General features: G+C 52.8%; 22 protein-coding genes and 2 pseudogenes. 8 read left to right on the top strand and 16 right to left on the bottom strand.

Going from position 1 to position 23,540, the window contains the following annotated elements; translation table 11 throughout:
* Positions 1-201 precede the first annotated feature (201 nt).
* The 6 genes from fabG to fabZ are packed head-to-tail and all read right to left on the bottom strand — an operon-like array spanning position 202 to position 4,035.
* Positions 202-933 carry a 3-oxoacyl-ACP reductase FabG gene (gene fabG, locus H627_RS0106975; protein ID WP_027828367.1) on the bottom strand — a complete coding sequence of 244 codons (732 nt, stop codon included), beginning with the start codon at positions 931-933 and terminating at the stop codon, positions 202-204.
* Positions 926-1,852 (bottom strand): ACP S-malonyltransferase, encoded by a 927-nt coding sequence (locus H627_RS0106970; RefSeq protein WP_027828366.1) that lies wholly within the window; start codon positions 1,850-1,852, stop codon positions 926-928. Before H627_RS0106970 ends, fabG begins: the two co-directional genes overlap by 8 nt.
* Positions 1,853-1,855: 3 nt before the next feature.
* Positions 1,856-2,095, bottom strand: coding sequence for an acyl carrier protein (acpP, locus tag H627_RS0106965; RefSeq protein WP_027828365.1), 240 nt, complete (start codon positions 2,093-2,095; stop codon positions 1,856-1,858).
* A 35-nt stretch (positions 2,096-2,130) separates the two neighbouring features.
* A complete protein-coding gene (locus H627_RS0106960; RefSeq protein ID WP_035440190.1) occupies positions 2,131-3,096 on the bottom strand; it encodes a beta-ketoacyl-ACP synthase III in 966 nt (321 codons plus the stop codon).
* Positions 3,093-3,572, bottom strand: coding sequence for a MarR family winged helix-turn-helix transcriptional regulator (locus H627_RS0106955; RefSeq protein ID WP_051225250.1), 480 nt, complete (start codon positions 3,570-3,572; stop codon positions 3,093-3,095). The genes H627_RS0106960 and H627_RS0106955 overlap by 4 nt, the downstream gene beginning before the upstream one ends.
* Before the next feature lie 16 nt (positions 3,573-3,588).
* Positions 3,589-4,035: a 3-hydroxyacyl-ACP dehydratase FabZ gene (fabZ, locus tag H627_RS0106950; protein ID WP_027828362.1), complete on the bottom strand. Its 447-nt coding sequence runs from the start codon at positions 4,033-4,035 to the stop codon at positions 3,589-3,591.
* A 321-nt stretch (positions 4,036-4,356) separates the two neighbouring features.
* Between fabZ and H627_RS0106945 the strand changes: the two genes are divergently transcribed.
* Both H627_RS0106945 and H627_RS0106940 read left to right on the top strand, forming a co-directional pair.
* On the top strand, positions 4,357-5,418 hold the full coding sequence (locus tag H627_RS0106945; protein ID WP_223849930.1) for an AEC family transporter: 1,062 nt from the start codon (positions 4,357-4,359) through the stop codon (positions 5,416-5,418).
* Between the two features lie 152 nt (positions 5,419-5,570).
* Entirely contained in the window at positions 5,571-6,578 is a 1,008-nt protein-coding gene (locus H627_RS0106940) for an NAD(P)-dependent oxidoreductase (RefSeq protein ID WP_027828360.1), read from the top strand.
* Between the two features lie 85 nt (positions 6,579-6,663).
* On the opposite strand, the gene H627_RS0106935 is transcribed toward H627_RS0106940, so the two are convergent.
* Positions 6,664-9,960, bottom strand: coding sequence for a pectate lyase-like adhesive domain-containing protein (locus tag H627_RS0106935; protein ID WP_027828359.1), 3,297 nt, complete (start codon positions 9,958-9,960; stop codon positions 6,664-6,666).
* Between the two features lie 737 nt (positions 9,961-10,697).
* Between H627_RS0106935 and efp the strand changes: the two genes are divergently transcribed.
* Positions 10,698-11,261, top strand: coding sequence for an elongation factor P (gene efp, locus H627_RS0106930; protein ID WP_027828358.1), 564 nt, complete (start codon positions 10,698-10,700; stop codon positions 11,259-11,261).
* A gap of 136 nt (positions 11,262-11,397) precedes the next feature.
* Positions 11,398-11,802 carry an HIT family protein gene (locus H627_RS0106925; RefSeq protein WP_027828357.1) on the top strand — a complete coding sequence of 135 codons (405 nt, stop codon included), beginning with the start codon at positions 11,398-11,400 and terminating at the stop codon, positions 11,800-11,802.
* On the opposite strand, the pseudogene H627_RS17380 reads toward H627_RS0106925, so the two are convergent.
* The 4 genes and pseudogenes from H627_RS17380 to H627_RS0106910 all read right to left on the bottom strand — a co-directional run bounded on the left by H627_RS17380 (position 11,789) and on the right by H627_RS0106910 (position 14,672).
* Positions 11,789-12,899 (bottom strand): annotated as a pseudogene (locus H627_RS17380) (S66 family peptidase). The gene H627_RS0106925 and the pseudogene H627_RS17380 overlap by 14 nt on opposite strands.
* A 93-nt stretch (positions 12,900-12,992) precedes the next feature.
* Positions 12,993-13,286: pseudogene (locus tag H627_RS19665) on the bottom strand (GNAT family N-acetyltransferase); the annotation flags it as partial.
* A 73-nt stretch (positions 13,287-13,359) separates the two neighbouring features.
* Positions 13,360-13,896 carry a GNAT family N-acetyltransferase gene (locus H627_RS0106915; RefSeq protein WP_027828356.1) on the bottom strand — a complete coding sequence of 179 codons (537 nt, stop codon included), beginning with the start codon at positions 13,894-13,896 and terminating at the stop codon, positions 13,360-13,362.
* A complete protein-coding gene (locus tag H627_RS0106910; protein ID WP_051225249.1) occupies positions 13,893-14,672 on the bottom strand; it encodes a helix-turn-helix transcriptional regulator in 780 nt (259 codons plus the stop codon). Before H627_RS0106910 ends, H627_RS0106915 begins: the two co-directional genes overlap by 4 nt.
* Positions 14,673-14,831: 159 nt before the next feature.
* On the opposite strand from H627_RS0106910, the gene gap reads away from it, so the two are divergent.
* On the top strand, positions 14,832-15,854 hold the full coding sequence (gene gap / locus H627_RS0106905) for a type I glyceraldehyde-3-phosphate dehydrogenase (protein WP_027828354.1): 1,023 nt from the start codon (positions 14,832-14,834) through the stop codon (positions 15,852-15,854).
* Positions 15,855-15,960: 106 nt separating this feature from the next.
* Here the strand turns inward: gap and H627_RS0106900 are convergent, their stop codons facing one another.
* Positions 15,961-16,500 (bottom strand): TetR/AcrR family transcriptional regulator, encoded by a 540-nt coding sequence (locus tag H627_RS0106900; protein ID WP_027828353.1) that lies wholly within the window; start codon positions 16,498-16,500, stop codon positions 15,961-15,963.
* 110 nt (positions 16,501-16,610) lie between these two features.
* Here H627_RS0106900 and H627_RS0106895 point away from each other — a divergent pair, with 110 nt between their 5' ends.
* From H627_RS0106895 to H627_RS17375, 3 genes are all read left to right on the top strand, one after another.
* A complete protein-coding gene (locus tag H627_RS0106895) occupies positions 16,611-18,344 on the top strand; it encodes an MFS transporter (RefSeq protein ID WP_027828352.1) in 1,734 nt (577 codons plus the stop codon).
* Positions 18,345-18,424: 80 nt separating this feature from the next.
* Positions 18,425-19,624, top strand: coding sequence for a DUF998 domain-containing protein (locus tag H627_RS0106890; RefSeq protein WP_027828351.1), 1,200 nt, complete (start codon positions 18,425-18,427; stop codon positions 19,622-19,624).
* Positions 19,621-20,628, top strand: coding sequence for a serine hydrolase domain-containing protein (locus H627_RS17375; RefSeq protein WP_081674748.1), 1,008 nt, complete (start codon positions 19,621-19,623; stop codon positions 20,626-20,628). The genes H627_RS0106890 and H627_RS17375 overlap by 4 nt, the downstream gene beginning before the upstream one ends.
* On the opposite strand, the gene H627_RS0106880 is transcribed toward H627_RS17375, so the two are convergent.
* The 4 genes from H627_RS0106880 to H627_RS0106865 form a co-directional block, all read right to left on the bottom strand.
* Positions 20,621-21,112, bottom strand: a complete 492-nt coding sequence (locus tag H627_RS0106880) for a GNAT family N-acetyltransferase (protein ID WP_027828350.1) — start codon at positions 21,110-21,112, stop codon at positions 20,621-20,623. The two genes, H627_RS17375 and H627_RS0106880, sit on opposite strands and share 8 nt — an antisense overlap.
* 74 nt (positions 21,113-21,186) lie before the next feature.
* Positions 21,187-21,747 carry a YdeI/OmpD-associated family protein gene (locus H627_RS0106875; RefSeq protein WP_035440183.1) on the bottom strand — a complete coding sequence of 187 codons (561 nt, stop codon included), beginning with the start codon at positions 21,745-21,747 and terminating at the stop codon, positions 21,187-21,189.
* Positions 21,748-21,783: 36 nt separating this feature from the next.
* Positions 21,784-22,095: a DUF2316 family protein gene (locus H627_RS0106870; protein ID WP_027828348.1), complete on the bottom strand. Its 312-nt coding sequence runs from the start codon at positions 22,093-22,095 to the stop codon at positions 21,784-21,786.
* Between the two features lie 133 nt (positions 22,096-22,228).
* Positions 22,229-23,368: a hypothetical protein gene (locus tag H627_RS0106865; RefSeq protein WP_027828347.1), complete on the bottom strand. Its 1,140-nt coding sequence runs from the start codon at positions 23,366-23,368 to the stop codon at positions 22,229-22,231.
* Positions 23,369-23,540 lie beyond the last annotated feature (172 nt).

The following is a 23,540-nucleotide window of genomic DNA, read 5'->3' as shown; positions in this document are numbered from 1 at the left end:
CCAAGTGCTGCGCAATCTCCGGCTGAGGGGGCTGGAACGCCATGACGGCGCTTTGAGCCCGCTGCGCGGTCTCAAAGTCGCCTAACAACATCGGCGGCAGAGCCGCCGTGTTGTTTCCATGGCTGAGCCCCCTCAGCCTCCGATTGCTCCGCATTGGCACTAGACACGCCAAAACTGCAATATTCTTCTCAACTCACCGTTTTAAATCGTTAGCCCGCCGTCCACGGTCAGTACTTGCCCGGTGATATAGGCATTACCGGCCAAGAAGGCGACCGCATCGGCGATTTCGGTGGGGTCGCCGAAGCGTTTTAGGGGGATTTGGCTGGCAAACTCTTCTTGACGTTTTTCGCTCATAGCCGCGGTCATGGCGGTGTGGATCATGCCGGGAGCAACGGCGTTGCAGCGTACGCCGCGCAGGGCGCCTTCGCGGGCGGCGGTCTTAGTCAGGCCGATGATACCCGCTTTGCTGGCGGCGTAATTTGCCTGACCGATGTTACCGCGCAGGCCGGCGATGGAGCTAATGTTGACAATATTGCCGGCGCGCTGCTTTTGCATTAGTTTTAAGGCATATTTCGTCATGAGAAAGGCGCCAGTCAGGTTGGTATGGACGACTTGCTCAAAGTCGGCTGCTTTCATCCGGGTGAGCAACGTATCCCGGTTCAATCCGGCATTGTTCACCAGCAGATCCAAGCGGCCGAATTGGTCTTGGACTTGACTGACCATCGCCTCGGCGGCGGTTTCGTCAGCGACATCGCCCACGACCACCGTCAGTGGTTGGAAAGTTTGGCCCAGCTCAGCCTGTTCGTCATCAGTCAGCGCCCGGTGGACGTTGAGGGCGACGCGGTAACCGTCTTGTTGCAACCGTTCAGCGATGGCCCGGCCAATGCCGGTGCGGGCGCCGGTGACTAAGGCCACGGGTTGTTCTTCAGCCATTCAGCTCACTCCAATTCTTGCGTAATGCATTCAGCGTATCAACGCTATCCACGTGCCATGCGACAATACCCGGCACGGTCTTGCTGGCAAATTTGGTTAGCGCGGTTCCCGGGCCGATTTCAACCACAGGAGTCTGCCCAGCGGCTTGGCTGGCTTGCAGATCGGCCCCAAACTGGGTCGGCGAAACCAACTGCTGGGTCAGTACCTCCGGCACGGTATCCACGGCGAAAGGGGTCACCGTGGTGTTGCTCCAAACCGGGAACTGGCCAGCCTGGAAGGTCACATCTGTCAGTCGCCGAGCCAATTGATCGCTGGCCGGAGCCATGAATGGGGTATGGGAGGCCACTGTAATCTTCAACGGTACGATTCGCTTGATGCCCTGAGCCTTGAGCAGCCGGGTGGCCTCGGCCACGCCAGCGGGAGCTCCGCCGATCACGGTCTGGCCAGGGGTATTGTAGTTCGCCGGATAAACCGGACCAACTCTGAACGCCTGCTGGCACGCTTCATCTACCATGGTAGCGTTACTGCGTAACACAGCGGCCATGACACCGGGGTTCGCCCCCCCTGCCGCATTCATATACTCGGCACGATCCCGCACCAGCGGGAAGGTTGCCGCCAGCGGCAGCATCCCGCTAGCCGCCAAGGCACTATATTCGCCCAGGCTCAAGCCCAGCGCACCCTGGGGCAGCGGCATATCCTGCCGCAGCACCCGGAACAGCCCCAGACTCAACGTGACAATGGCCACCGGAATATGAGCCGGATCGTCCCAGACCGCCGGATCTGTCAACCGGATTCCAGTCGTTTCCTCAGCCAGCTGCACGGTCTCCCGATACATCGGTTCCTGGGCATACAGATCCTGCCCCATCCCCGGAAATTGCTGGCCCTGGCCGCTGAACAATGCTGTCCAGTGTTGGGTCATGACTTAAGCCGCCAACTGCTTGGTCACGTAGGAAACCAAGTCGCCCACCGTAGCAATGCTCTCGTCGCTGTCGATTTCAATATCGAATGCGTCTTCGATCTTGTCGATTACTTCGAACACGTCCAAGCTGTCGGCGTCCAAGTCTTCTTTAAAATTTGTGGCTGGCGTAATGATGCTGGCGTCTTTATCCAATTGGTCCGCAATAATACTCGTAATCTTTGCCAATACGTCTTCGTTTGTCATAATATAAAAACCTCTTTCATTAATTTGGTTGAAATTTAGTAGCGCAATACCACGGTCCCGACAGTCAAACCGCCGCCAAAGCCGCACAGGGCAAGGACTTCGCCTCGCTGAATCTGGCCGCCGGAAATGGTCTCGGCCAGCAGCAAGGGCTCGCTGGCGGCGGCCGTGTTGCCCACTGCCGCAATATTCATCGGAAATTTGTCCAGGGGCTGATCCAGTTCTTTGGCCACCTGAGTGATGATCCGGGCGTTGGCCTGGTGCAGGAGAAAATGATCTACCTGATCCAAGCTTAACCCGGCCTGGTCGACAGCGGCCTGCAAGGACCGGGGCACTGCCCGCACGGCGAACGTATAGATTTTGCGCCCGTTCATGTGCAGAAAGGCATCGCTCGGTGCCTGACCATGCAACGCCCGGGCGGTGAGATACGCCCCCTGGTCGCCCAGGGTACGCAGATCACGGCCTAGATATTGGCCAGAGCCCTGATTACTGAGCAGAACGCCGCCGGCCCCGTCGCCGAAAAGCACGGCGGTGCTGCGGTCAGTCCAATCGACCAACCGACTCAACGTTTCCCCGCCCAGCACCAGACCGTAATGTACGTCTGGCCCGGCCAGCAGACGCTGCATTAGATGCAGTCCGTAAACAAAACCGGAACACGCGGCTGAAATATCGAAGGCTACGGCGTTGGCCGCGCCAATGGCCCCTTGGACCTGGGCCGCGGTGGCCGGGGTCGCATAATCCGGCGACATTGTCGCCACAACAATGTAACTGAGCTGGTCGGCGCCAATGCCGGCCTGATGCAAAAGCTGCTGCGCCACTGTGGTACACAGGGTGCTGGTGGACTCATCATCACCCGCAATATGCCGGGTATGAATGCCCGTCCGCTGGCGAATCCACTCATCGGACGTATCCATCCGGGCGGCCAGGTCATCATTGGTGACAACCTTTGCCGGAACCTGTCCGGCACTAGCCAGAATGGTAAAACTGCTTGGGGTTGGAGTCATTTCTTCTGTGCCTCATCTAAGAATTCTTCTAGATTCATCAAAGCTTGTTTGATCAGCTGCCGGTCATCATCGTCCATCCCAGCCAAGAAGCTGTTGACCAGGCGCCGATGGAACGCATCATGCACCCGGTAAAGCAGCCGGCCCTTGCTGGTCAGGCCAAGATTGATCACCCGCCGATCATCCGGATTACGGTGCCGCTCAATGTAACCCTTGCGCTCCAAATTGTTCAGATGCGCTGTGAGCGTGCCCTTGCTCATCCGAAATTCCCGGGCCACCTGACTGGTGGTCTTGTGGTCATGCAAGCCAATGGCGTGCACGATATGCAGCTCCCGGGCATTGATATCCCGGAAACGGCTGCCCCGAATTTGCTGCTCCTCAAATCGCATGATGTTGTCATACACATCCACTAAGGCATTGTTGATATAGTTCTGGTCTTGCTTGCGCGCTGCTTCAGACGTCTTCTTCTCGTCGATCATCGATATCCCCTATTTCTTATATTTTGGCCTGCGCCTCCTCTACGATAAAGGTCAGTTCAGCTTCGCAGGCTTTGTTCTCGCCAACCATGGCGGTACACTGCACCTTACCCATATTATCCTTCTGCTTCAGCATCGTCACATGCAGCTTGAGCACGTCGCCCGGCCGCACTACTTGGCGGAACTTAGCCTGATGGATTGCGCCCAGATAGGCGGTCTTGCCTTGGAAGCGCGGGGTCTTGAGGATCAGAATCGATGCCGCTTGGGCCAGGGACTCGATTTGCAGTACCCCGGGCATCACCGGATTACCCGGGAAATGGCCTTGGAAAAAGTTCTCGTTGATGGTCACATTCTTTGTGGCCACAATGGATTCGCCTGGAGTCAATTCATCCACGTAATCCATATACAGGATCGGATAACGGTTGGGGATCAATTGCATGATCTCCGCAGCATCAAGTACGTGCACTGTTCTCTTCCTTTCGCTGGTCGGCCCAATGGGTTAACACATAAATAGTTTGATGTTCAAACTATCTGGCCAAAACTTAACCGTCACGACATCCGCGACGGTAATAACTGATTGAAACGAGTCTACAGCAAATTAGTTCGAAGTTCAAACTTTTTCGGCAAACTTTTTTACCATAACACCCGTTGTTATTAGCTTCTGCCCGGTATGACGGGATCTTTTTCTGCCAAAAAAAATTTTGCATTTAAGTCTGTGAAGTGGATAACAGAGCATGGTACAATAGAACTCAGTAAGTGAAATAATTACATTATGGAGGACACCACAATGCTCAAAGCGCTCACCGATACACTGACGAATATGAACGTTGTCAGCGCCGTGACGTCGACGATTTTCATCATTCTGTTGGGCTTCTTCTTACGCCGGCGGGGTATCTTTTCTGATTCCCTAGGCAAAACCCTCTCGAAAGTCGTACTCACCGTGGCTCTGCCCGCTCTGGCTTTCAACTCATTCATGCAGCCCATTGATCCCGATACCCTGCGGCAGGGGATCAACGTACTGATTTGGGGCATCATCATCTATGTCATCTTGATTCTGGTCACACCGTTCATGTATTTTAAGTCCGATAAGGATAAGAAATCCGTACTGGCCGTTCTGACCACGTTCGGTTCCACGACCTTCTTCGGTATTCCCATCGTCGGGGCTGTCTGGGGCGCCAAGGGTGTGATGTACAGCTCCATCTTCAACATCGGCTATCGGATTTTCCTTTATTCCTATGCCTACATCAAGCTCTCCGGTCTGAAACTAGAGGCCAAGAACATCAAGACGATGCTGCTGAACCCCATCGTCATCGCCACCTTCCTAGGCCTATTCCTGTGGCTCTTCCAAACGGCTGCGCCGCAAGTCACTGTCCCAGCAGCAGATGCGACTGGCAAAATGGTTACCGTGGCCTTTTACCGAATTGACCAAACCGCCGTCTGGCTGTTTAAACCGCTATCTTATTTGGCGGCCTTGGCCTCTCCTCTGGCCTGGTTGGCCATCGGGGTCACTCTGGGATCCGTTTCCTTCAAGGAAGCAGCGACCGACAAGACCAGCTGGTACTACTCCTGGAATAAGGTCGTTATCGTACCGCTGATCAACCTGGTACTGTTGTTCCTGCTCACCGCAACTCACATTTTACCGGTGGACAACGTGGCCTTGGCCACAATTATCGTCATGATGGCCACTCCCACGGCAGCAGTGGCCGCGGCGTATGCTATCGGCTTCGACCATGGGGCATTGATGACCAGCAACGCCAGCTTCATTTCCACCTTCAGCGCCGTCATCGCCATTCCGCTCTGGATCGTTGTGCTGCAATTGATCAAAGCGGCCGGTATGTTCGGCGGTTAATTAGAGAGGACGTCGCCAACCAGTTAGAAGCGTAAGGATAAGCCAAGACGGGCCAAAACCCGATTTTAGGTTTTGCGCTCATCTTGGCTTATCCCTTAGCTTCTGGTCGGCAGAGCCCATTTAAATACTAGTTCACGAAAGGAAGTTCGACTATGGCTTTTAAGATTGCTTGTTTCGGGGTACACGATTATGAGGTGCCTTTCTTCAATAAATTAAACAAGTACAATTACGACTTGAAACTGATCCCGGCCTTACTGACTCACGACAATGTCGGCGAAATTGAGGGGTGCGACGCGGTGCTTCTGCGGGGCAACTGTGTGGCGGATGCCCAGAACTTGGCCAAGATGCACGAGTATGGTATTGCCTATGTGTTCACCCGGACCATCGGCTATGATCATATCGATCTCAAGGCCGCGGCCGGCTACGATATGAAAGTTGCCCGTGTCCCTGGGTATTCCGCCTATTCCGTAGCCGAACTGGCCCTGACTCTGGGGATGATGCTGTTCCGCCATACAGCCTATGCCACGGCGAACACCGCCCAGGGCGACTATCGTGTGACTCCCACCTACTTCAGTAAAGAAGCCCATAGTTCCACGATTGGCATCATCGGCACCGGCCATATTGGCGTGACCGAAGCCCAACTGTGGAAAGGCATGGGCGCGACCGTCTTGGGTTATGACGTCTACCAATCCGATGCGGCTAAGGCGGTCGTTGATTTCGTCAGTCTGGACGAATTGGTCACGAAGTCCGACATCATTTCTCTGCACGTGCCCTACTTCCCTGGTCAAAACGACAAAATGATCAACGCCGAGCTAATCAGCAAAATGCAACCCCACGCGGTACTGGTCAACACTGCCCGGGGTGAACTGGTCGACTATGATGCGGTCTTGGCCGCGTTGAAAGACGACCGCTTAGACGGGTTCGCCAGTGATGTCCTGTTGGCGGAAGGCCAAATCTTCGGTAAAAAACTGGCTGGCAACGACACTTTGCCATTGCCCGTTCTGCGCGACTTGGCCAGCCTATATCCTAAGGTGCTGTTCACCCCGCACATGGGCTCACTGACTGAACCGGCGCTGGAAGGCATGATTTCTGTCAGCTACGAGAACTTCAATACAGCCTTAACGACTGGGCATGTACCCAATGCAGTGACAGCCAAATAAACCAGCAGCACAAACAGGCATCGCAATCGTATTTCACGGTTGCGATGCCTGTTTTGTTTAGCCGTCGCTGTGCGCACTCAGTGCCCTATAATCCGTCCGTTAAGACCCACGTCATTGTCGCCGTATAGTGACCGTTCAAGCCGCTGGAACCAGTCGCGTTATTCAAGCAAAAGTCCAGCGGACCATTGATAAAGTCGAAAGTCTGCGACCCTGTCTGGTCATTGGCCACCGTAAATGGCGTACCCATAATGCTGTTGAAATAGTTTGCTTGATCCATTAGTCCCAGGTTCAGCTGCTCGGTGGAGACTTGGACAGCCGTCGATTGACTGACAAAGGGGGTCGCTGAAACTGATAAGGACCACGGTTGGCTTGTCTGCACTCGATCGTCATCAACTTGTACTGCGTAAGTACTGTTCACCGGTTGGAAAAGTGCACCAACAATATTGAACGCATGCTTGCCAAAATCAAGGGGGTTGGCATCAACCTTCAAGGATAGCGTATCGGACTTAAAAGTTACCATCCCGGTTACTGCTTGTGCCCCATAACTGGCAGGCAGACTGTACTGTATTTGATGCTGTCCCAGCTGGTTGATTGCATTCGAGGCAGTTGACTGAATAAGACTGGTCGGAATCTGGGTGATCGTGCCATTCGCCAAAATCTTAAAAGCCGTCACTTGATTGGTATCAATTGACCACTGCCGCCAATTCGCGGGCACCGTAGAGAGTTGTTTCATGACGACTGTTGGTTTGCCAACAAGAATGGCATTTGTCGTCTGATAGATATTGACATAACTGAGTACCTCGGTCGTATTACCCTGATCATCCGCAGCAATAATATATACCGGTTTGTTAGTGCCGGCAGCGGACCACAGATCAGCCGCATTTTTACTGTTGTCATACTGATAAGTAATCGCCTTATTCCAAATATTGGAGCCCGTTGCACTGACGAAATCCGTTGCCGTTTTAATAAAACTAGCGGCACTCAGCGGCGCACTGGCGGCCGCCACTGCAGAACGCGCCTCACTGCTGCCATACGGCGTGACTACCGGCGGTGTGGCATCGGTGACGGGCGTGTTGGTGCTGCTATCATTACCGTTTTTGAACGCATAGGCCTGAATCCGGCCATTCGTTGTTGGGCTGGCATTAGCGGTATCGCTGGGATTGCTTGCCATTAAGGGCGCATTGCCGGCAGTGTTGATCGTAAATCGGCCATCAGCTCCTGAAACCGCATTGAAATTGGCCGTATACTGGGTGCCCAGTGACGGGTTATTCGCAACTGGTGAGACGATCGTCGCTGGCGCAATTGGTTGATCTGCATTAACTTGCGCCGCAGTATAGGTCGGCGTCGTGCCGTTGGTCCAAATGGCATTACTATTTTTATTATTCACATGCCCGCTCACCCGTACGTAGGCACCAGCAAGGGGTTTCTCAGCGCCGGTGAGTCCGTCCAAGGTAGTGACCGTCCCCGTCACTGTCGTTGATTTATCCGTTAAAGCATTCAAATTGATATTGACACTGGCTACATAAGTGTATTGTACCCGCTGCAGCTTGTCCGTGTTGAAGGCCGAAAAAGCCGTTTGCGATCCCTGATCCGTTGAACTGCCAGTAGAACTTCGCCAGCCAGAAGAAGCATAGACCGATGACATCTTAAACATACTCTGGTACAGCGCATCGTAGTTGGCTAAATTATTCCAACAGCTGCTGTCTGTGCCCCAATTCGTGTTGCCCTTATTCCACGTATAAACATTCTGCGTGTCCACATTCAGCGTGCCGGACGGACTATATACCAGCGCCGGTGAAGTGCCGCCATTGGCCGCATAAGTCGCAGCGGTAGTGTCATCCTCGACATTGACAGAAAAAGCCCGGGAGAATTGAAAGTTTGACCCCGACCCCATATACAGCAAGCCGTTAGTCTTATTACTGGCAGCAGTGCCATTACTCGTGTGCGTTAAAGAAAAACGCGCGTATTGGGATAAAAGAAAATTAGATCCATTGGCCCCATCAATCACTGGATTAGGCGTATTACAGTGAATTGCAGATACGTTGAGCTGGGCAAATTGGCCCACACTCACCGTGGACGAGGTGCCAATACTTAATGGACCGCCAATATTGGCAGTACCAATCGAGCCGCCCGACTGATACGAGTTATACGGCCCATCTGAATTAATATTAACGGCGGCATGATCGGCGATTACAAAGTTGCTCTTGACTGAGTTGTAATTATCTACAGTAATACCATTGTATGGTGTGCCAGAAATCGTGTTGTTGTTTAAATTAACATTTAAAGTGGCATACGGCGATACCGTCAGCGTCCCATTAACAACCAGTAAACCCTGCGTCCACGCCGTGAACCCGCGATTGCCAGCGTTAGATAAAGTGACCTGCGCGTTTTGATCAATCAGGGCCGCCCCATTGTAGTTAATCCATTTACCAAGAGAAATACAACCCGAGCCATCACTTGATCCGATGTATACAGTATTTTTAGCAAAAGTAACACTCGATACCTCAATATTTTCTTGATAGGCATACCCAGTGACTGCTTTGGTGCGGCTATAATTGTTGCTGCTGTCCAGTCCAGTGTAGCTCTTCTGGCAGTATACCGTATTGTATCCCGTAAAAGTCACATTAGCGTAATACGACGCGGTTAACTGCGATCCTTGATAATCAATGTTGCGATAAATGAGTTTAGTATTTTGCGCCGCAGTCCCATTCTGATCCCGCAAAGTTAATGGTCCCCAGTAACTGGTGCCGCAAAGTTGAATATTGTTGAATGCCACAGTGCCCTGAAACGTGTTATTCAGATATATTTCCGGGCCCTCGTTTCCCCAATAATTCCCCTCTAACGTATATTGCCCCTGATTACCGTCAATCACAAAATTACGGGCGGGAACATTACCGCTCGTGGCCGAAAGCATACTCCGCGATTGATACCCAGAAACTGCACTGCCGCTCATTAAAATATTCGCACCCAGTTGAATGTAATGGACATTCTTATTCGTGAGCGCGGCAATCAACTGATCAGCAGTTTTCACAATTGTCGGCACATTATTATCCGCGGCTTTTATGGCTTGAATGGTGTTATATGTGCCCACATCATCATAATCGGTCATTGCATCAGCATAGCGGCCGCTCGCATCCGCCAAGTTTTGGATCGGCAGCGCCCGATATTTCAAGAGTGCGCTGCTGCGGTTAGCATCAACTTTGCTTTCAGAAAAAAATTGATTCGAGCGCACTGGTGAATAATTGGTCTCAGTTGCATCCGCTAAGCAAGTACCACTATGTACGACCAATGCGGCGAAAATCATGAATACTGCCAGAACAAGTGCGCTCAACCAAACGCTGGGTGGATCAATATCTTTGTACACTTCATTAGTGTGTTCCATTACTATTCCCCCTCGGTGTACCGCCCTATTGTCAACTAAGATGCCTGCCGATACTGTCAGCCCGGCCTGCTGGTTGATTCATTGAAAAAGCCAACGGCCCCCACTCTCTCGCCGACACAATCTGACTCGTTTCGCCAGACTTAGCTTTTATTCCATTTATCCACTCAACTAAGCGCACTAAACTTAAGTTTCGGTCATTGGCATACAATTTATGATAAGCCCACCTTCGAGATATTTCAACATAAGTATGCCCATAATGTACACTTTTTAGGATGCGAAAAGGCCAGTTTTAATCAGCTAACAAACGCGGAAATTTCCATTTAATAAACGGTTTCATCAAGTTTATCAGCCTCTTTGTTTGTTGGAATGCTGATATGAATTAGCCCTTAGTAGACTATCGATGCCTGGTATCGACAGTCTTTGGCCTATCCGATTCGAAAATAGATTTCAGTACTAATTTTCCCTAACTAACTATTCAGTCCTGAATTCGTCTAGCCGCAGGCCGGGCCAAAGTCGGGGACTGTCAGTTATTTTCGGTTAACCTGACGCACAGAGCGTCAAGATAGCGCTTTTGTCGAAAATGGAAATCCATGGTACAGTTAGGTTTGATAATGTATTTTATTCTGCAAGTGACGGGTGGCAATGCATAATGATCCATCGTGGATTTGCCCTGTCGTTAGCCCCGCCCTGCGATAGTGATCGCTGATTACTGAACAAATTCAAAGGAGACCGAGACAATGACAGATGCAATTGAATTAAAAGCCGGGAATGTGTTCCAAAAAGACGGCAAATTGATTAAAGTATTGGAAACCAATCACCACAAGCCTGGCAAGGGCAACACGGTGATGCAGATGAAGCTGAACGATGTCCGGAGCGGTTCCATCGTCCAAACAACGATGCGGCCCACTGAAAAAGTTGAATTGGCCGAAATGGACCATAAGAACGCCCAATATCTGTACAGCCAAGACGATACAGCCTACTTCATGGATACGGACACTTACGATCAGTATGAGCTGCCCCTTTCCCATATTTCGGAAGAGGTCAAGTACCTGGTACCCAACATGCAGGTCCAGCTGGAATTCTTCGAAGGCGAACTGATCAGCCTGGATCTGCCGACCACGGTGGATCTGAAAGTCACCGAGACCACGCCGAGTATCAAGGGCGCCACAGCCGCCAGCGGCGGCAAGCCGGCGACCATGGAAACCGGGTTGGTCGTCCAGGTACCGGACTTCATTCAAACCGGTGAAGTGTTAACGATCAATACAACGAACGGGGCGTACAAGTCTCGGGCGCAAAACTAGGCAGTAATGACGAAACAGCCGCCCGGCTTTCTGAAACAGAAAACCGGGCGGCTGTTTTATTTTGCATTTGCTGATTGCCAGAGACTGGCAAATGCGTAGTGCTACAATACAAGCAAAACTTTCAGGGGGAGATTGGATGACAAATTGCATTTTCTGCCAAATTATTGCTGGGGTATTGCCGAGTTACCGCATTGCCGAAAATAAACAGGCCATCGCGTTTTTAGCGACGGCCCGCGATATGGATGGTCACATTCTGGTAGTCCCGCGCCAGCATATCCAAAGTATTTTAGACTGCGATGATGCGACTTTGGCCGCGGTCATGCAGCTCACCCGCCAAATTTCAGCCCATCTGGTTCAAGCCTGCGGTTATGCCGGCGTCAATTTACTCAACGCCAGCGGGACCAACGCTGGCCAGTCCGTTCCTCACTTTCACATCCATATTCTGCCGCGCCGAACAGGCGACGGGATCAATGCGTGGCCCGCCCTGCCCGGTGCGACTGAAGATTTAGCAACTATCGCCCAACGGATCAGGCTAAACTAGCCGCTGGTTGATCAATCGGCCCGCTAAAGTACGGCTCTTCAATCGTCAGTCCTGGTTCGTCCAGGTCGATCTTGGCCAATGCCCCATACGGCAATATTGTCCGGGGATAGGCGTGGCCAAAATTCACGTTGTAGAGAATTGGCGTCTCGTACGACGCCGTGACCTTAGTCAAAATATCCTGGTAGTCCGCATAATACTGCTCATCCTGCGGTTTCCCGACAATGATCCCGTTGACCGCCGCCAGTACCCCCTGCTCATCTAGTTTGTCCAGCATCCGCCGATATAGTGCCGGACTCGGCCGGTCTTCACTGGTCTCAATGAACAAAATCTTACCCTGCCATTCGTCGGCTGCCGGGAAAATCTGATAGGCGGCCGCCGCCCGAGCTTCATCGGGATACCGGTTCGTCGTCAGTATATCGTACAAGCTGTCCAAACAACCGCCCAGCAGCCGGCCGTAGACCTGGCCAGTACCGCGCAGCACTTCGTAACCGTGAGTCTCTGGATGACTCACCCGGGGCGTGTCCACCGCGCGCACAGAAAAATCCTTTCTTTCTTTCTTCGTACCACACCGGGCTGGACGGAATCACCGTCCGCGCCGGATTAGTGAAATAATGGTTCAGGGTCTCCGCTGTATACGGCAATAGCTGCTTATCGAGTTCTGCCCAATCGTTCAAAATATTGGGCCCATAGAAGCTCTGCATCCCTAACCGATAGAACATTAAGTGATTGATGGTGATATCTGAAAAGCCGGAAAAGATTTTTGGCGTATCCTGGACCGCACAAACAAACGAGTGATCCGTCATCAAATACGGCAGCAGCCGATAGGTGTCGTCACCGCCAATGGCACAGAAAATCCCTTTGATCTGTGCATTCCAGAAAGCCAGTTTCAAGTCTTCCGCCCGGGCCTCTGGATGGGTCGCCAAGTAATCTAATCCGCGCCGGGCGTGGGGCATGTATTCCGGCACAAGACCGGCGGCGTGGAGCCGCTTTTCGGCCAACGTGCGTTGATGCTTGGCCGCCTGCTCGCCTAAAATACCGCTGGACAAGCTAACCAAGGCCACGTGATCCCCATGTTGGAGCGGCTCGGGCTTGCTCAGGTGCTCCGGATGCAGCTCCCGGTGCATTTTGATAAATTCATAGTGCCCGCCATTGGTTGCCTGCATGTAAGTCCCGTCTTCATGGAAGCCCAAACGATGATACAGCCGGATCGCCCGCTTGTTGAACACCGCCACGGCCAGATTGACCTGGCGATAAGCAAAGTGCTGGCCGACAAAGTCTAAAACACAGGTCCCAAATGCTTGGCCCAACCCATGCCCAGTGAGATCCGGCCGCAACCCCAGCCCAATTTCACAAGTCGTCGCATTGACCCGTTCTACCACAAAGAAGCCGATCACGGCGCCATCAGTATCGGTCACTTGCCAATACAGATCGCCCCGTTTCTCTGGGCTAACCAATTCTGCATAATCTTCCGGATCGGCTGTCATGTCGTAGAACGCATATTGGCCCGGATAATGCCACTCATCGGCAATCATCTGGGCTGTTTTTTGAGTAATTTGACTAATTGTCCATTCCTTGTGCATAACGCGTTTCCTCCCATTCGCCGCGTAAGATGCCATACTTCATCGAGTCCCAATACTGATTTTGCCAATACCGTACTTGCCGGATGCGCGCTTCTTCGCGCATGCCGATTTTCTCCGCCACTCGCATCATCCGAATGTTCCCCGACCACGTCGTCAAACCCACATGAGGCAAATCCACCATACCAAAGACCCGGTCCAGCCACAGGCGCAGCGCCGTTGTGCCCACGCCTTGCCCCCAGATGTCGTTAACGTAAACCACAATACCCACTTCCAGCCAACGTTCCAGAATACCGTCTGAATAATACGCAAAAACAGCTCCTACCAGACGGTCATCCAGAAAGATCCCATTCTTAAACGGATCATGCGCCCAAGCGTGCATTTCATCCTCGGTCATGGGCGCGTCATGAAAATAAGGCCCGTTCCAGTTCTGCCATTCTTCATGGCCAGCCCCGTAAGCAATTTGCCAGAGCAGCTGGATATCGGTTTGCTGGAGCGGGCGAATCGTTACAGTCATATGTTTTCTCCTAATTGAGTTAATGTCATCAAAGTCGGGGTGTCGCCGGCATTCTGTACTGCCAGATAATACTCACCCGTTGGGGTCTGCAAAGTTGTTTCGACTAAGTATAAATCACTATTCTCTGAAAATGTTAACAAAAAGCGCATTTCATCCGGTTCAGCCACCGCCAAGCGGTCCCACGCTTCCTGGAAGACGGGGTTGTTTTTGATGGTCGTAAATACCCGATACAGAAAGGCGGAATCGGCATCACTGCTGTAAATCTGGCGAAACCGGGCAGTTTGTAAATGGGCGACTTCCCGCCAATCATCAACGGCGGTCTGTAAGAACGGATCATGAAATATCCGCCAGACAGCGTTGCGCTGCAGCGCGCTCTGGCCGGTCAAATTACCATATACTGCCGCAAAAGCCGGATTCCACGCCACGATCGTCAGCTGCCGATCCATGAGATACGCCGGCCGCGGCAGCTGGGCCAGCATGAGGTCCCGCAGCGCCGCACTGACACCGCTGACTGGCCGCTCCAGAGGACGCTGGCCCACCAAATTAAACACGTAACGCGTTTCGGCGGGGCTCAATTGCAGCACCCGACACAGGGCGGCCAACACTTCCGGAGACGGATTGGCCCCCAATCGGCCCTGCTCGATGCGCGCGTACCAATCAGTACTGACATGGGCCCGCTCGGCCACTTCTTCCCGGCGCAGCCCCGTTACCCGCCGGTGCGGTCCGCGAGTAATGCCGAATACACTGGGATCCGCACTCAGCCGCTTATATTTCAAAAAATGGCCTAATACCTTCTCGTTCGTTGCACTCACTCCTGACCCGAACCAGGGACTCGTTACCCTAGGATAAACCAGCTCTTCCTCCGGCCGGCAAACACCTGCATACTCAAGCTGTTGGTTGAAATCAGTATAGCATGCCTAGGAGGTTATTTTATTATGACAGTAAAAATTGGTATTAATGGGTTTGGCCGGATCGGCCGCCTCGCATTTCGCCGCATCTTAGCGTTACAGGACACAAACGATATCCAGGTGGTGGCGATCAACGATCTCACCTCACCGACGATGCTCGCCCATTTGTTAAAGTATGATTCGACCCACGGTACACTGGCAGCCACCGTCAGTGCCACCGAGCACGCGATTATCGTCAATGGCCAAGCCCTTACGGTGTATGCCGAACCAGACGCCAGCCAGCTGCCCTGGGTAAAAAATGACGGCGTTGACTTTGTTTTGGAATGTACCGGCTTTTACACCTCCCGGACGAAAGCCCAGGCCCACCTGCAAGCCGGCGTCAAGCGAGTGCTGATCTCGGCCCCCGCTGGGAACGATGTCAAAACCATCGTGTTCAACGTGAATGACCAGATTCTGACCGCCGCCGACACAATTGTCTCCGCCGGCTCCTGCACGACTAACTGCCTGGCACCGATGGCCGCAGTCCTGGATAAAGAATTCGGTGTTGCCGCTGGCACCATGACCACCGTCCACGCCTACAGGTCCACCCAAATGCTGCTGGACGGCCCCGTCCGCGGCGGCAACCTGCGCGCCGCCCGCTCGGCCGCGGTGAACACCATCCCCCATTCCTCCGGCGCGGCCAAAGCGATCGGCTTGGTGCTGCCCCAGCTGAATGGCAAACTCCAAGGCCACGCCCAGCGTGTCCCCGTCACAGACGGTTCGCTGACCGAGCTGGTGACGATCCTGAACCAAAAAGGATTAACCGCCAATCAGGTCAACGCCGCCATCCAACCCTATACTCAGGACAATCCCAGTTTTGGCTGGAACGCTGACGGTATTGTTTCCAGCGACGTCATCAATACGACGTACGGATCCATCTTCGACCCTACCCAAACCAGCGTCGTCACCGCTGGCGACCAGCAACTGGTGAAAACCGTAGCCTGGTATGACAACGAGTATGGTTTTACGTGCCAGATGGTCCGGACATTGCTGAAATTCGCCCAATTGTAATCAGTTGACCAGACGTGGGCCGCATCCTAGGGTGCGGCCCTTTTTGTCTGATTTAGTTTGAACCGGCTCAGTTGCCAGCTAACTCCCCCGCAGCAGATTGGGCGTTTTATTCTGTCAGGCCCACAAAGTTGCTGACAAACCGGCCCATCTGCGCTGGTGTTTCACCCATGCCGGTTTGCAGCCAGCGTACTGCCATATTGACCACAGCACCCGCTAAAAACTCTGTCCAGTATTTCTTGCCGATACGCGACGGGTGGGCCTTAACGACCAAATCATTCTTTACCAAATACTCAAAAGCTGATTCAAACGAGTGAATCAGACTGCTCTCCAGACCAACTTTCACCAGGGTCAATTGGGTATCGCGCGATTGAGCAGCGAGTTCAAAATAGCGGGTAAACATGGTTGTCGTGGTGATAATCCCCTGATCTGGCAACTGCCGCATATACTGCACAACACTCATGATGTTTTCTTGATAAATAATATCTGCGTACGATTGAAAATGATGATAATAATAAGTCCGTGAGACGCCTGCCTCGCGGCACAATACAGCCACCGAAATATCGCTCATCCGATGATCTTCAAGCAATCGAATCAATGCTTGAAAAATAGCCAACAGCTTTTTTCGACTCAATTCTTGTGGCGACATAGTTTACAAGTTCCCGCCTTTATGTAACTCATAGATTCACCCATCATATTACACCTGTTAAGCTTCCTAACGAATTCTGAAAAACAATTTGTTAAGGAGGATGTGTTTGCATGAAAATACTGCAACAAAAACTCATCGTACTCGCAATGGCCATCAGTATCTTTCTCTGTGTCCTGGATACTACTGTCATGAACATTGCACTGCCTGCTATTCAAAGCGGGCTGAACGTGAATCTCTCAGATTTGTCTTGGGCGCTGAATATTTATACGATCACCTTCGCTGTCTTCACTATTCCGTTGGGCCGGGGCGCCGATATTTTTGGCCGGCACAAGGTTTTCTTAGTTGGCTTATTGCTTTTCCTGATTGGCTCGGCATTATCCGGGGCGGCAATGAATGTGCCATTTCTAGTCACTGGCCGCGGCATCCAAAGTTGGGGGGCGGCCATCATCTTCCCCGCCGGCATGACCATCGGGATTACCAGTACCAGTTTGCAAAAACGGACGGGAGTCGTCGCTACGCTGGGTATCATGCAAGGTCTAGCCGCCGCCATGGGGCCGACAATTGGCGGCATTATCACGCAATATCTTGGCTGGCGCTGGGTATTCATGATCAACCTCCCATTAGGTATTCTCGTTGGCTTGCTTTGCTTACGTTACCTGAATTTCAAAGACGAGCAGCGGATTGCGGCCCAGATTGATTATGCCGGTATGGTACTGTCGATGATCATGCTGTTCACGTTGACTCTCGCTTTGATCAACGGTAATGCCTGGGGCTGGGCTAGTCCGCGGATCATTGGTCTATCGATTACCAGCCTGAGCGCCTTGATTCTCTTTGTCATCGTTGAGCGGCACGTCAAATCGCCAATGATTCCTCTACGTCTATTCAGGGATCGGCAATTTACCGGGGCGGCTCTGGCCGTGATCATTACCGGTATTTTCCTCGTCGCCGTGATGGTGATTCTGCCGACATTTTTCACGAAGGTCCAAAACCACAGTGAACTGCAAGCTGCCTTGATGATTACGCCCACTTCCGCGATGATTTTCTTATTTTCGCCCCTGAGCGGTTTTCTGATCAAAAAGCTTGGCCCGCGTTTAGTGATCTTTACCGGCTTTATCAGTATGTTGGCCGGCTATGGGGTGCTCTATATCATGGATCCTAACATCTATCAGCAAGTTGTTTGGGCTTGTCTGCTAATTGGGATTGGTTTCGGCATCGTGGCTGGACCCATCGTTGTCTTGGGTGCTTCGGACTTCACGGGGGAATTACTGACGGCCTCGCAAAGTGTTTTGGGCCTATTTCGGCAAATTGGTTCTGTCCTAGCCGTCGCCATCTTTGTCTCTGCGTTGACGGTCAACTTAACGAACGCCAAGACGGCCACCATCGATCAAGCGGACCGCATCATCAATACGTTGACCATCAATAGTGCTGCTAAACAAACAATGAAGCAGCAGGTACAAACGCAAATGGCCGCCGAGGGTGGTTCAACCGGCTCGACAAAAAAGAAATTTATCTCGGCGCAGCAAGAAGACACGCTGATTCGCACCACCTATGAAAAGGAAATCACCAAAATGCAGGCAACCGGGACTATTCTTCCGGCAACAGTGAAGGATAAAATCCATGCTCAGGTGACCAAGAATGTCAAACAGGCCATTAACAAGGAAAATCAACAGATGACCGCCGCCGTCAGCCAAATCAAGACAACGGCCAAGAACAACATCACGAATGCCTTCATGATGCCCTATCGGCAAGCCTTGGTATTCCTCGCCTTAGCAAGTTTTATCTGCTTGCTGTTTGATCGCAAGCAACCGTATCAAGCAAAGCTGGCCAGCCGGTCAACAAAATAATCTGATCAACCGCGGCCCTCTTTCCCTTGTTGCAGCCTTGAATGCCTTATAATGTAAGTAAAGAGATTGGGGGAACCGCTATGGCAGAATCAGAAAAGAATAATCTCAAAGTCACTATTCCACATCAAATCGTCGACGAGTTGGCGCTGAAATCGGGGGACGACGTCAAGATCCACATTACCGACAACAACGTCGTCATCGAAAGCGGCACTGAGAATCCAGAGAAAACAGATATCAAAATTCGGTGGTTTGTCCTGCCTGCATTGATTGCCACCATTATTTTCCTGAGCTTCTTCTTGATCCGTCAAGAAAACTTGATTCCCTTAACCGGCCGGCTGTCCATCAGCGCGGCGGTAATCATTCTGGGCGTGGTTAGCGGCGTCATTTCCTTCGCCACGTTCTACATCCGCAACCATCAGCAGGACCGCAATCGGGCCTTGAAGGGTCTGTACTGGCGTAATTTTCCAGTGATCCTGCTGTCCTTCACGATCATCCTGGCCTTGGCCCTGCTGGCGATTTTCTGGTTCATGGGCATTCTCTTCAAGGGCGCCGCCTTCGACCCCTACACCGCCAGCGCGCTCTTTCTGTTGTTCACCATGACGATCAACTACTTCATGATCTACGCGGCGCTGCATATCAATTCAGAAATGATGGTGCGCCTGCTGATCACCGTCATTGTCAGCGGCGTTCTCGCTTCCATGGTGACCAACAGCGACAATCATTGGTGGGAAACAAACCTGAGCTTTCTGGGCACGAAACACGCCAATTACAGTTGGCAATTCAATCTGACCTTGATGGTCTCGGCCTTGCTCATGGTCGGCTTGATCGATTACCTCTTCGTCTGGCTGCAGCGCAAGTACCAGCACAATCTGGGCTTGAACATTCTGCGGGTTCTGCTGACGATCATGGCCTTCTCCCTGTTCGGGGTCGGCGCCTTTGCCAATAATGGCGAGGGTCTGCTCCACCTGCTCCACGATATTGCCGCCTGGGGTCTGGTCACCGTCCTGGGCTTGACGGTCATCCTCATCCGCTGGCTGCTGCCCAAGGGCTCCCGCCAGTTCCAGATTATTTCGGACGTCATCGTCCTCCTGCTCTTCATCGACTTCGTGCTCTTCAAGTACGTTGGCTACTTCTCCCTGACTGCCTTCCAGCTCGTCGCTTTCGATTTGGCCTTTTCTTGGATCCTGCTGCTTCTTGGCACGCTGCGCCGGCTGTCGCACCGGGACGACCTGACCATGACGGTCCGGTTAGAGGATGACGAGGCAGAAAAGCGGTCATGATGCTAGCGGACTATCTAGCCGCAGTGACCCGCTTGAACCAGCACGCCAGCTTCAATGGGGCGATGCAGGTCGTGACGCCCAGGCAGGTGTTGTACGCCTATGCGGCCGGCCTGGCCAATATTGAGAAAAACGCGCCGTTCACCAGCCGGACCGTGACGGGCATCGGCTCCTTATCGAAACAATTTTTAGCCATCGCGGTCATGCACCAAGTGACCGCTGGCCGCCTGCACCTCACCGACCGCGTCGCCCAGTTTCTGCCCGACTATCCCCAAGCAGCCGCCGTCACGATCGCCGATTTATTAACCATGGCCAGCGGCATTCCGGATTATCCGACTTTGCTTCAAAAACAGCACCCGACTGGTGCACGCGCTGCGGCTTCTGATCCGCAAAGTGTGCGCCGGTTGGGTGCTGATTTGTCGTTAGCTGACTTATTGGTCTTGCTGGATGATCACTTCTTGGCCTTTACCCCAGGCAGCCAAGGGGCTTATTCCAATACCAATTACTATCTGTTAGGGCTTATTCTAACCAAGGTGTTGCAGAAACCATTGGGGCAAATTCTGACCGACACTGTTTGGCAGCCGCTGGGATTGACCGCCACGCAATTAGGCACCCAACACGCCCAGGCCGCCAGCTATCTGCCTTGGGATGATGAACTGCTGTTCATCGGCAAAGGACACCACACTGCCGGCGACAGCGGCATCGTCACCTCGGCGGCCGACTACGCACGCTGGCTGCAAACCATCCTACAACGATCGGAAAGCCTGCTGCCGGCCGCGGCCTGGCAAACGCTCTTCACCATTCAGCACAACTTCTACGGCATGGGCTGGTTCCGTCATGGTCCGTGGTTTTGGCACAGCGGGCTGATTCTAGGTTATCAAGCCGACGTCTTTTTGTCTTTTAAGCACCAGCTCGCTGTGTTTTGGTTTACCAATGTTCGTTTCCTCACTGCATCCGCCCAGGATTGGAATCGCCAGCAACGGATCTGGTTGGATCAGCTCACTTAAAGCATTTTAGCCAAAACGAATCCATGGCATTATGCACCGCCGCACCCAGCGGCTGCAGCAAGGGGTTGAACCCGAATTCCCGGTATACATGCATTGCGGCTGTCAGGGTATGGTGTGTCTCCAGGTAGACACAGTCATAGTTGGCCTGTTGGGCAAAGGCCAGCGCTGCCGCCACCAGCTGCTTGCTCAAGCCGTGCCCGCGCGCGATCTCATCCACGTAGACTTTTTGCAGCTCGGCGATCTGCGGTGTGTCGCTGTACTGGGCAATACCCGCGCCGCCCAACACCCGCTGCCCCTGGACCGCGACAAAATAAGTCCGCCGCTCGTCAGCCGAGTAATACCGGCTCAAATGGGCCAATTCAGGATCAAAATAAGCCGTGCCGGGAATCGCCAAGCCTACGGTACTCAAAGAATTGCGCACGATGGCCGCCATTTGGTCATCGTCTGCCGCCGTTAACCGGCGTATCTTAATATCTTCACTCATGTCGCCGTCACCCTCGTTCCAAAATATTAGTCGAGTATACTACAGACCACTCGGGTATCAAAAAAACGACGACCTCAGTCGTCGTCTCGCAACCGGCCGCCATCATTCCACTGACCAATCAATTGATGATTCTGACAGGCATCGGCAAATTTGCGCAGCCGGGCGTGGAACAGTTTGGGCTGGTTGGCTTTAATCTGAATCGTATCCACGCGTACCCGCTGATACAGCGGCGGACACTGGCAGAAAAAGTCCCACGCGCCGGGACGCCGCCTTAATGCCCGCTTGATGCGGCGATCTATTTTGAAATGGGACCGGTCCATATCGGGCAATACTGCCCGCCCGAATGCTGTCATCCGGCCTAGACGGATCATCCGCCGACATCGGGCCTTATTCAGCTCCGACCAATTGCTGCCGGGCTGCCGTGGTACAAACCGCTGCACCGCGGGTTGATCTGGTCTCAGCCGCTTATACGTGCTGTCGATCCAGCCAAAACACATGGCTTCTTCGACCGCGTCCACGTACCAAAACGTATTATCGTCCTTGGGGATACCGCGTTTCACATTCGCCCAGCACTCCTGGGCCAGCGCATGATTAGCCAGCAGCCAGGCGCGAAATTCATTCCGATCATGCACCATAACAAGATAATTCTCCGGTTCCGCCAGACTCAAAGATTATTCATCTCCCGGCGTCATTTTACCGTGGTGAATGGTCGCCGCGTCCAAGAACCAATGGTCTTCGGGATCACCCTTTAGCGCTGTGAACGGGACCGGCTGACCGCCAGCCTCTTCTATTTTAGTCAGCAGGTAATTACGCAAGATCCACGCATCTTCCAAGGAACGCTGATGTAAATTGAGGATACGTTCCAACTTGGCCGCGGAAATACCGAGATCGGCGGCGATGGCCGGGCGCGTCAGACCGGCTAGCTTGATGTTGGCGCGAAACTCCTCCTTAGTGGCTTCTTTTTCGTTGGGTGATAAACTCATGTAACGACCTCTTTCTATAATTCGTTTTGTACTTCATCATAACAGGCTTGGCCCAACAGCGGGGTGCAATACGCTTGTAATGCAAATAACGGCACCACCAAAACTTCAGTAGTGCCGCCAATATTTTAGTTGCTTAGTTTTGCTTGGCCAACATCTGCCGCCAAGCATCCAGCACGCCATCCGGCCGCGTATACAAGATCTGTGTGTCCGCTTTGATCGCCCGCACAAACGGGAAGTACAGATAGTCGTGGTTGGTGTCGACTTTCGGTACCCAGCGAATGCTGTCCTCGCTGAAGACAGTATCGCTCAAGTCCTCAATCAGCGACTGATATTTCATATAGGCATCATCGTAATCGTTGGGGCTCTCGATCAGTGGGACAAATTGTTCCCCGTGAAACAGAGCCGGTGTCGGCACTTCAGTGGACGGTTCGGTAACGATGTGACTTAACGGCAACTGCAATGTACCGTCATCTTTGTCTTTACCGAACACAAAAGTCAGCTTGGCCTTGGGATCAGTTCGGCCATCCGTCGCCAACTTGATCAGCGTCCGGGCAGCGGTATTCAAAATATCGCTGGGCAAGGCCATTTGCTGCAACCGATCCTGCACCATCGCAATGGCTTTATTCCGCTTGGCGGCGGTACTGATTTGTTGGAAAATATCCTTCAATTCCTCCGCCGGCACGACCTTGGTTAAACCATTGCCCAGTTCCGCGATCCAAGTTGGCTGACTGGCCAGACGTTCCGCAAAGGGCTGGAATGCCCGGGCCACCGCTTCGTTCTTGGACGTGGGCGTGAACGGCTTTACTTTACCGTGAATCAACCAGTATTCCCATTGTTGGCGCGCCAGGGCGGCAAATTGACCGGTCCGATCCACCAACCTGTTGGCCTGCGGATCCACCCCGATATGGTCGACGTAAATGTCCGTGGCCCTAACCGTATCGTCATTCCAAGCCTGATCCACTTCTGATGCATAGCAGCTCACCACTTGGGCCACCAGCGACGTAATTGTCACGCCAGCCAAGGAGGCCGCCGTCGGCACGCCCTGCTTCAACACTAAAAGCTGCTGGTGGGGATAATAATACGCCACGGCATACCGCTCAAAAGACGTCCCAGCGGCCGCCAGGACCACTTGCGCCGCCCCCAGTTGTAAATCCTTGGCGACACCCTGTTCCTGCTTGGCCAAGCCCAACAACGGCACGGCCTCTGGAAAATCCCCTGTGCCGCTTTTCAACCACTCGATGAATGCTTCATTTTGTTCAGCTTCTGTACTCATGCTCGTCGCCTCTATGTCTAGTATACCGCTCGGTTAATATAAAAGGAGGATAATAAAAAAGCCATCACGGGGGGAGGGGGGCGGTGCCCCGTCAAGTGGACAGCTCAAATATTAAAAGGTCGTTCTCGTGTTGTTCCCCAATTAGGGGCGAATTAGTTACTGATTTTGGCAG

This window comes from Schleiferilactobacillus harbinensis DSM 16991, assembly GCF_000425885.1.
GTDB lineage: Bacteria > Bacillota > Bacilli > Lactobacillales > Lactobacillaceae > Schleiferilactobacillus > Schleiferilactobacillus harbinensis.
The sequence above is the reverse complement of the archived record's forward strand: the minus strand, read 5'-3'. Positions and strand labels throughout refer to the sequence as shown.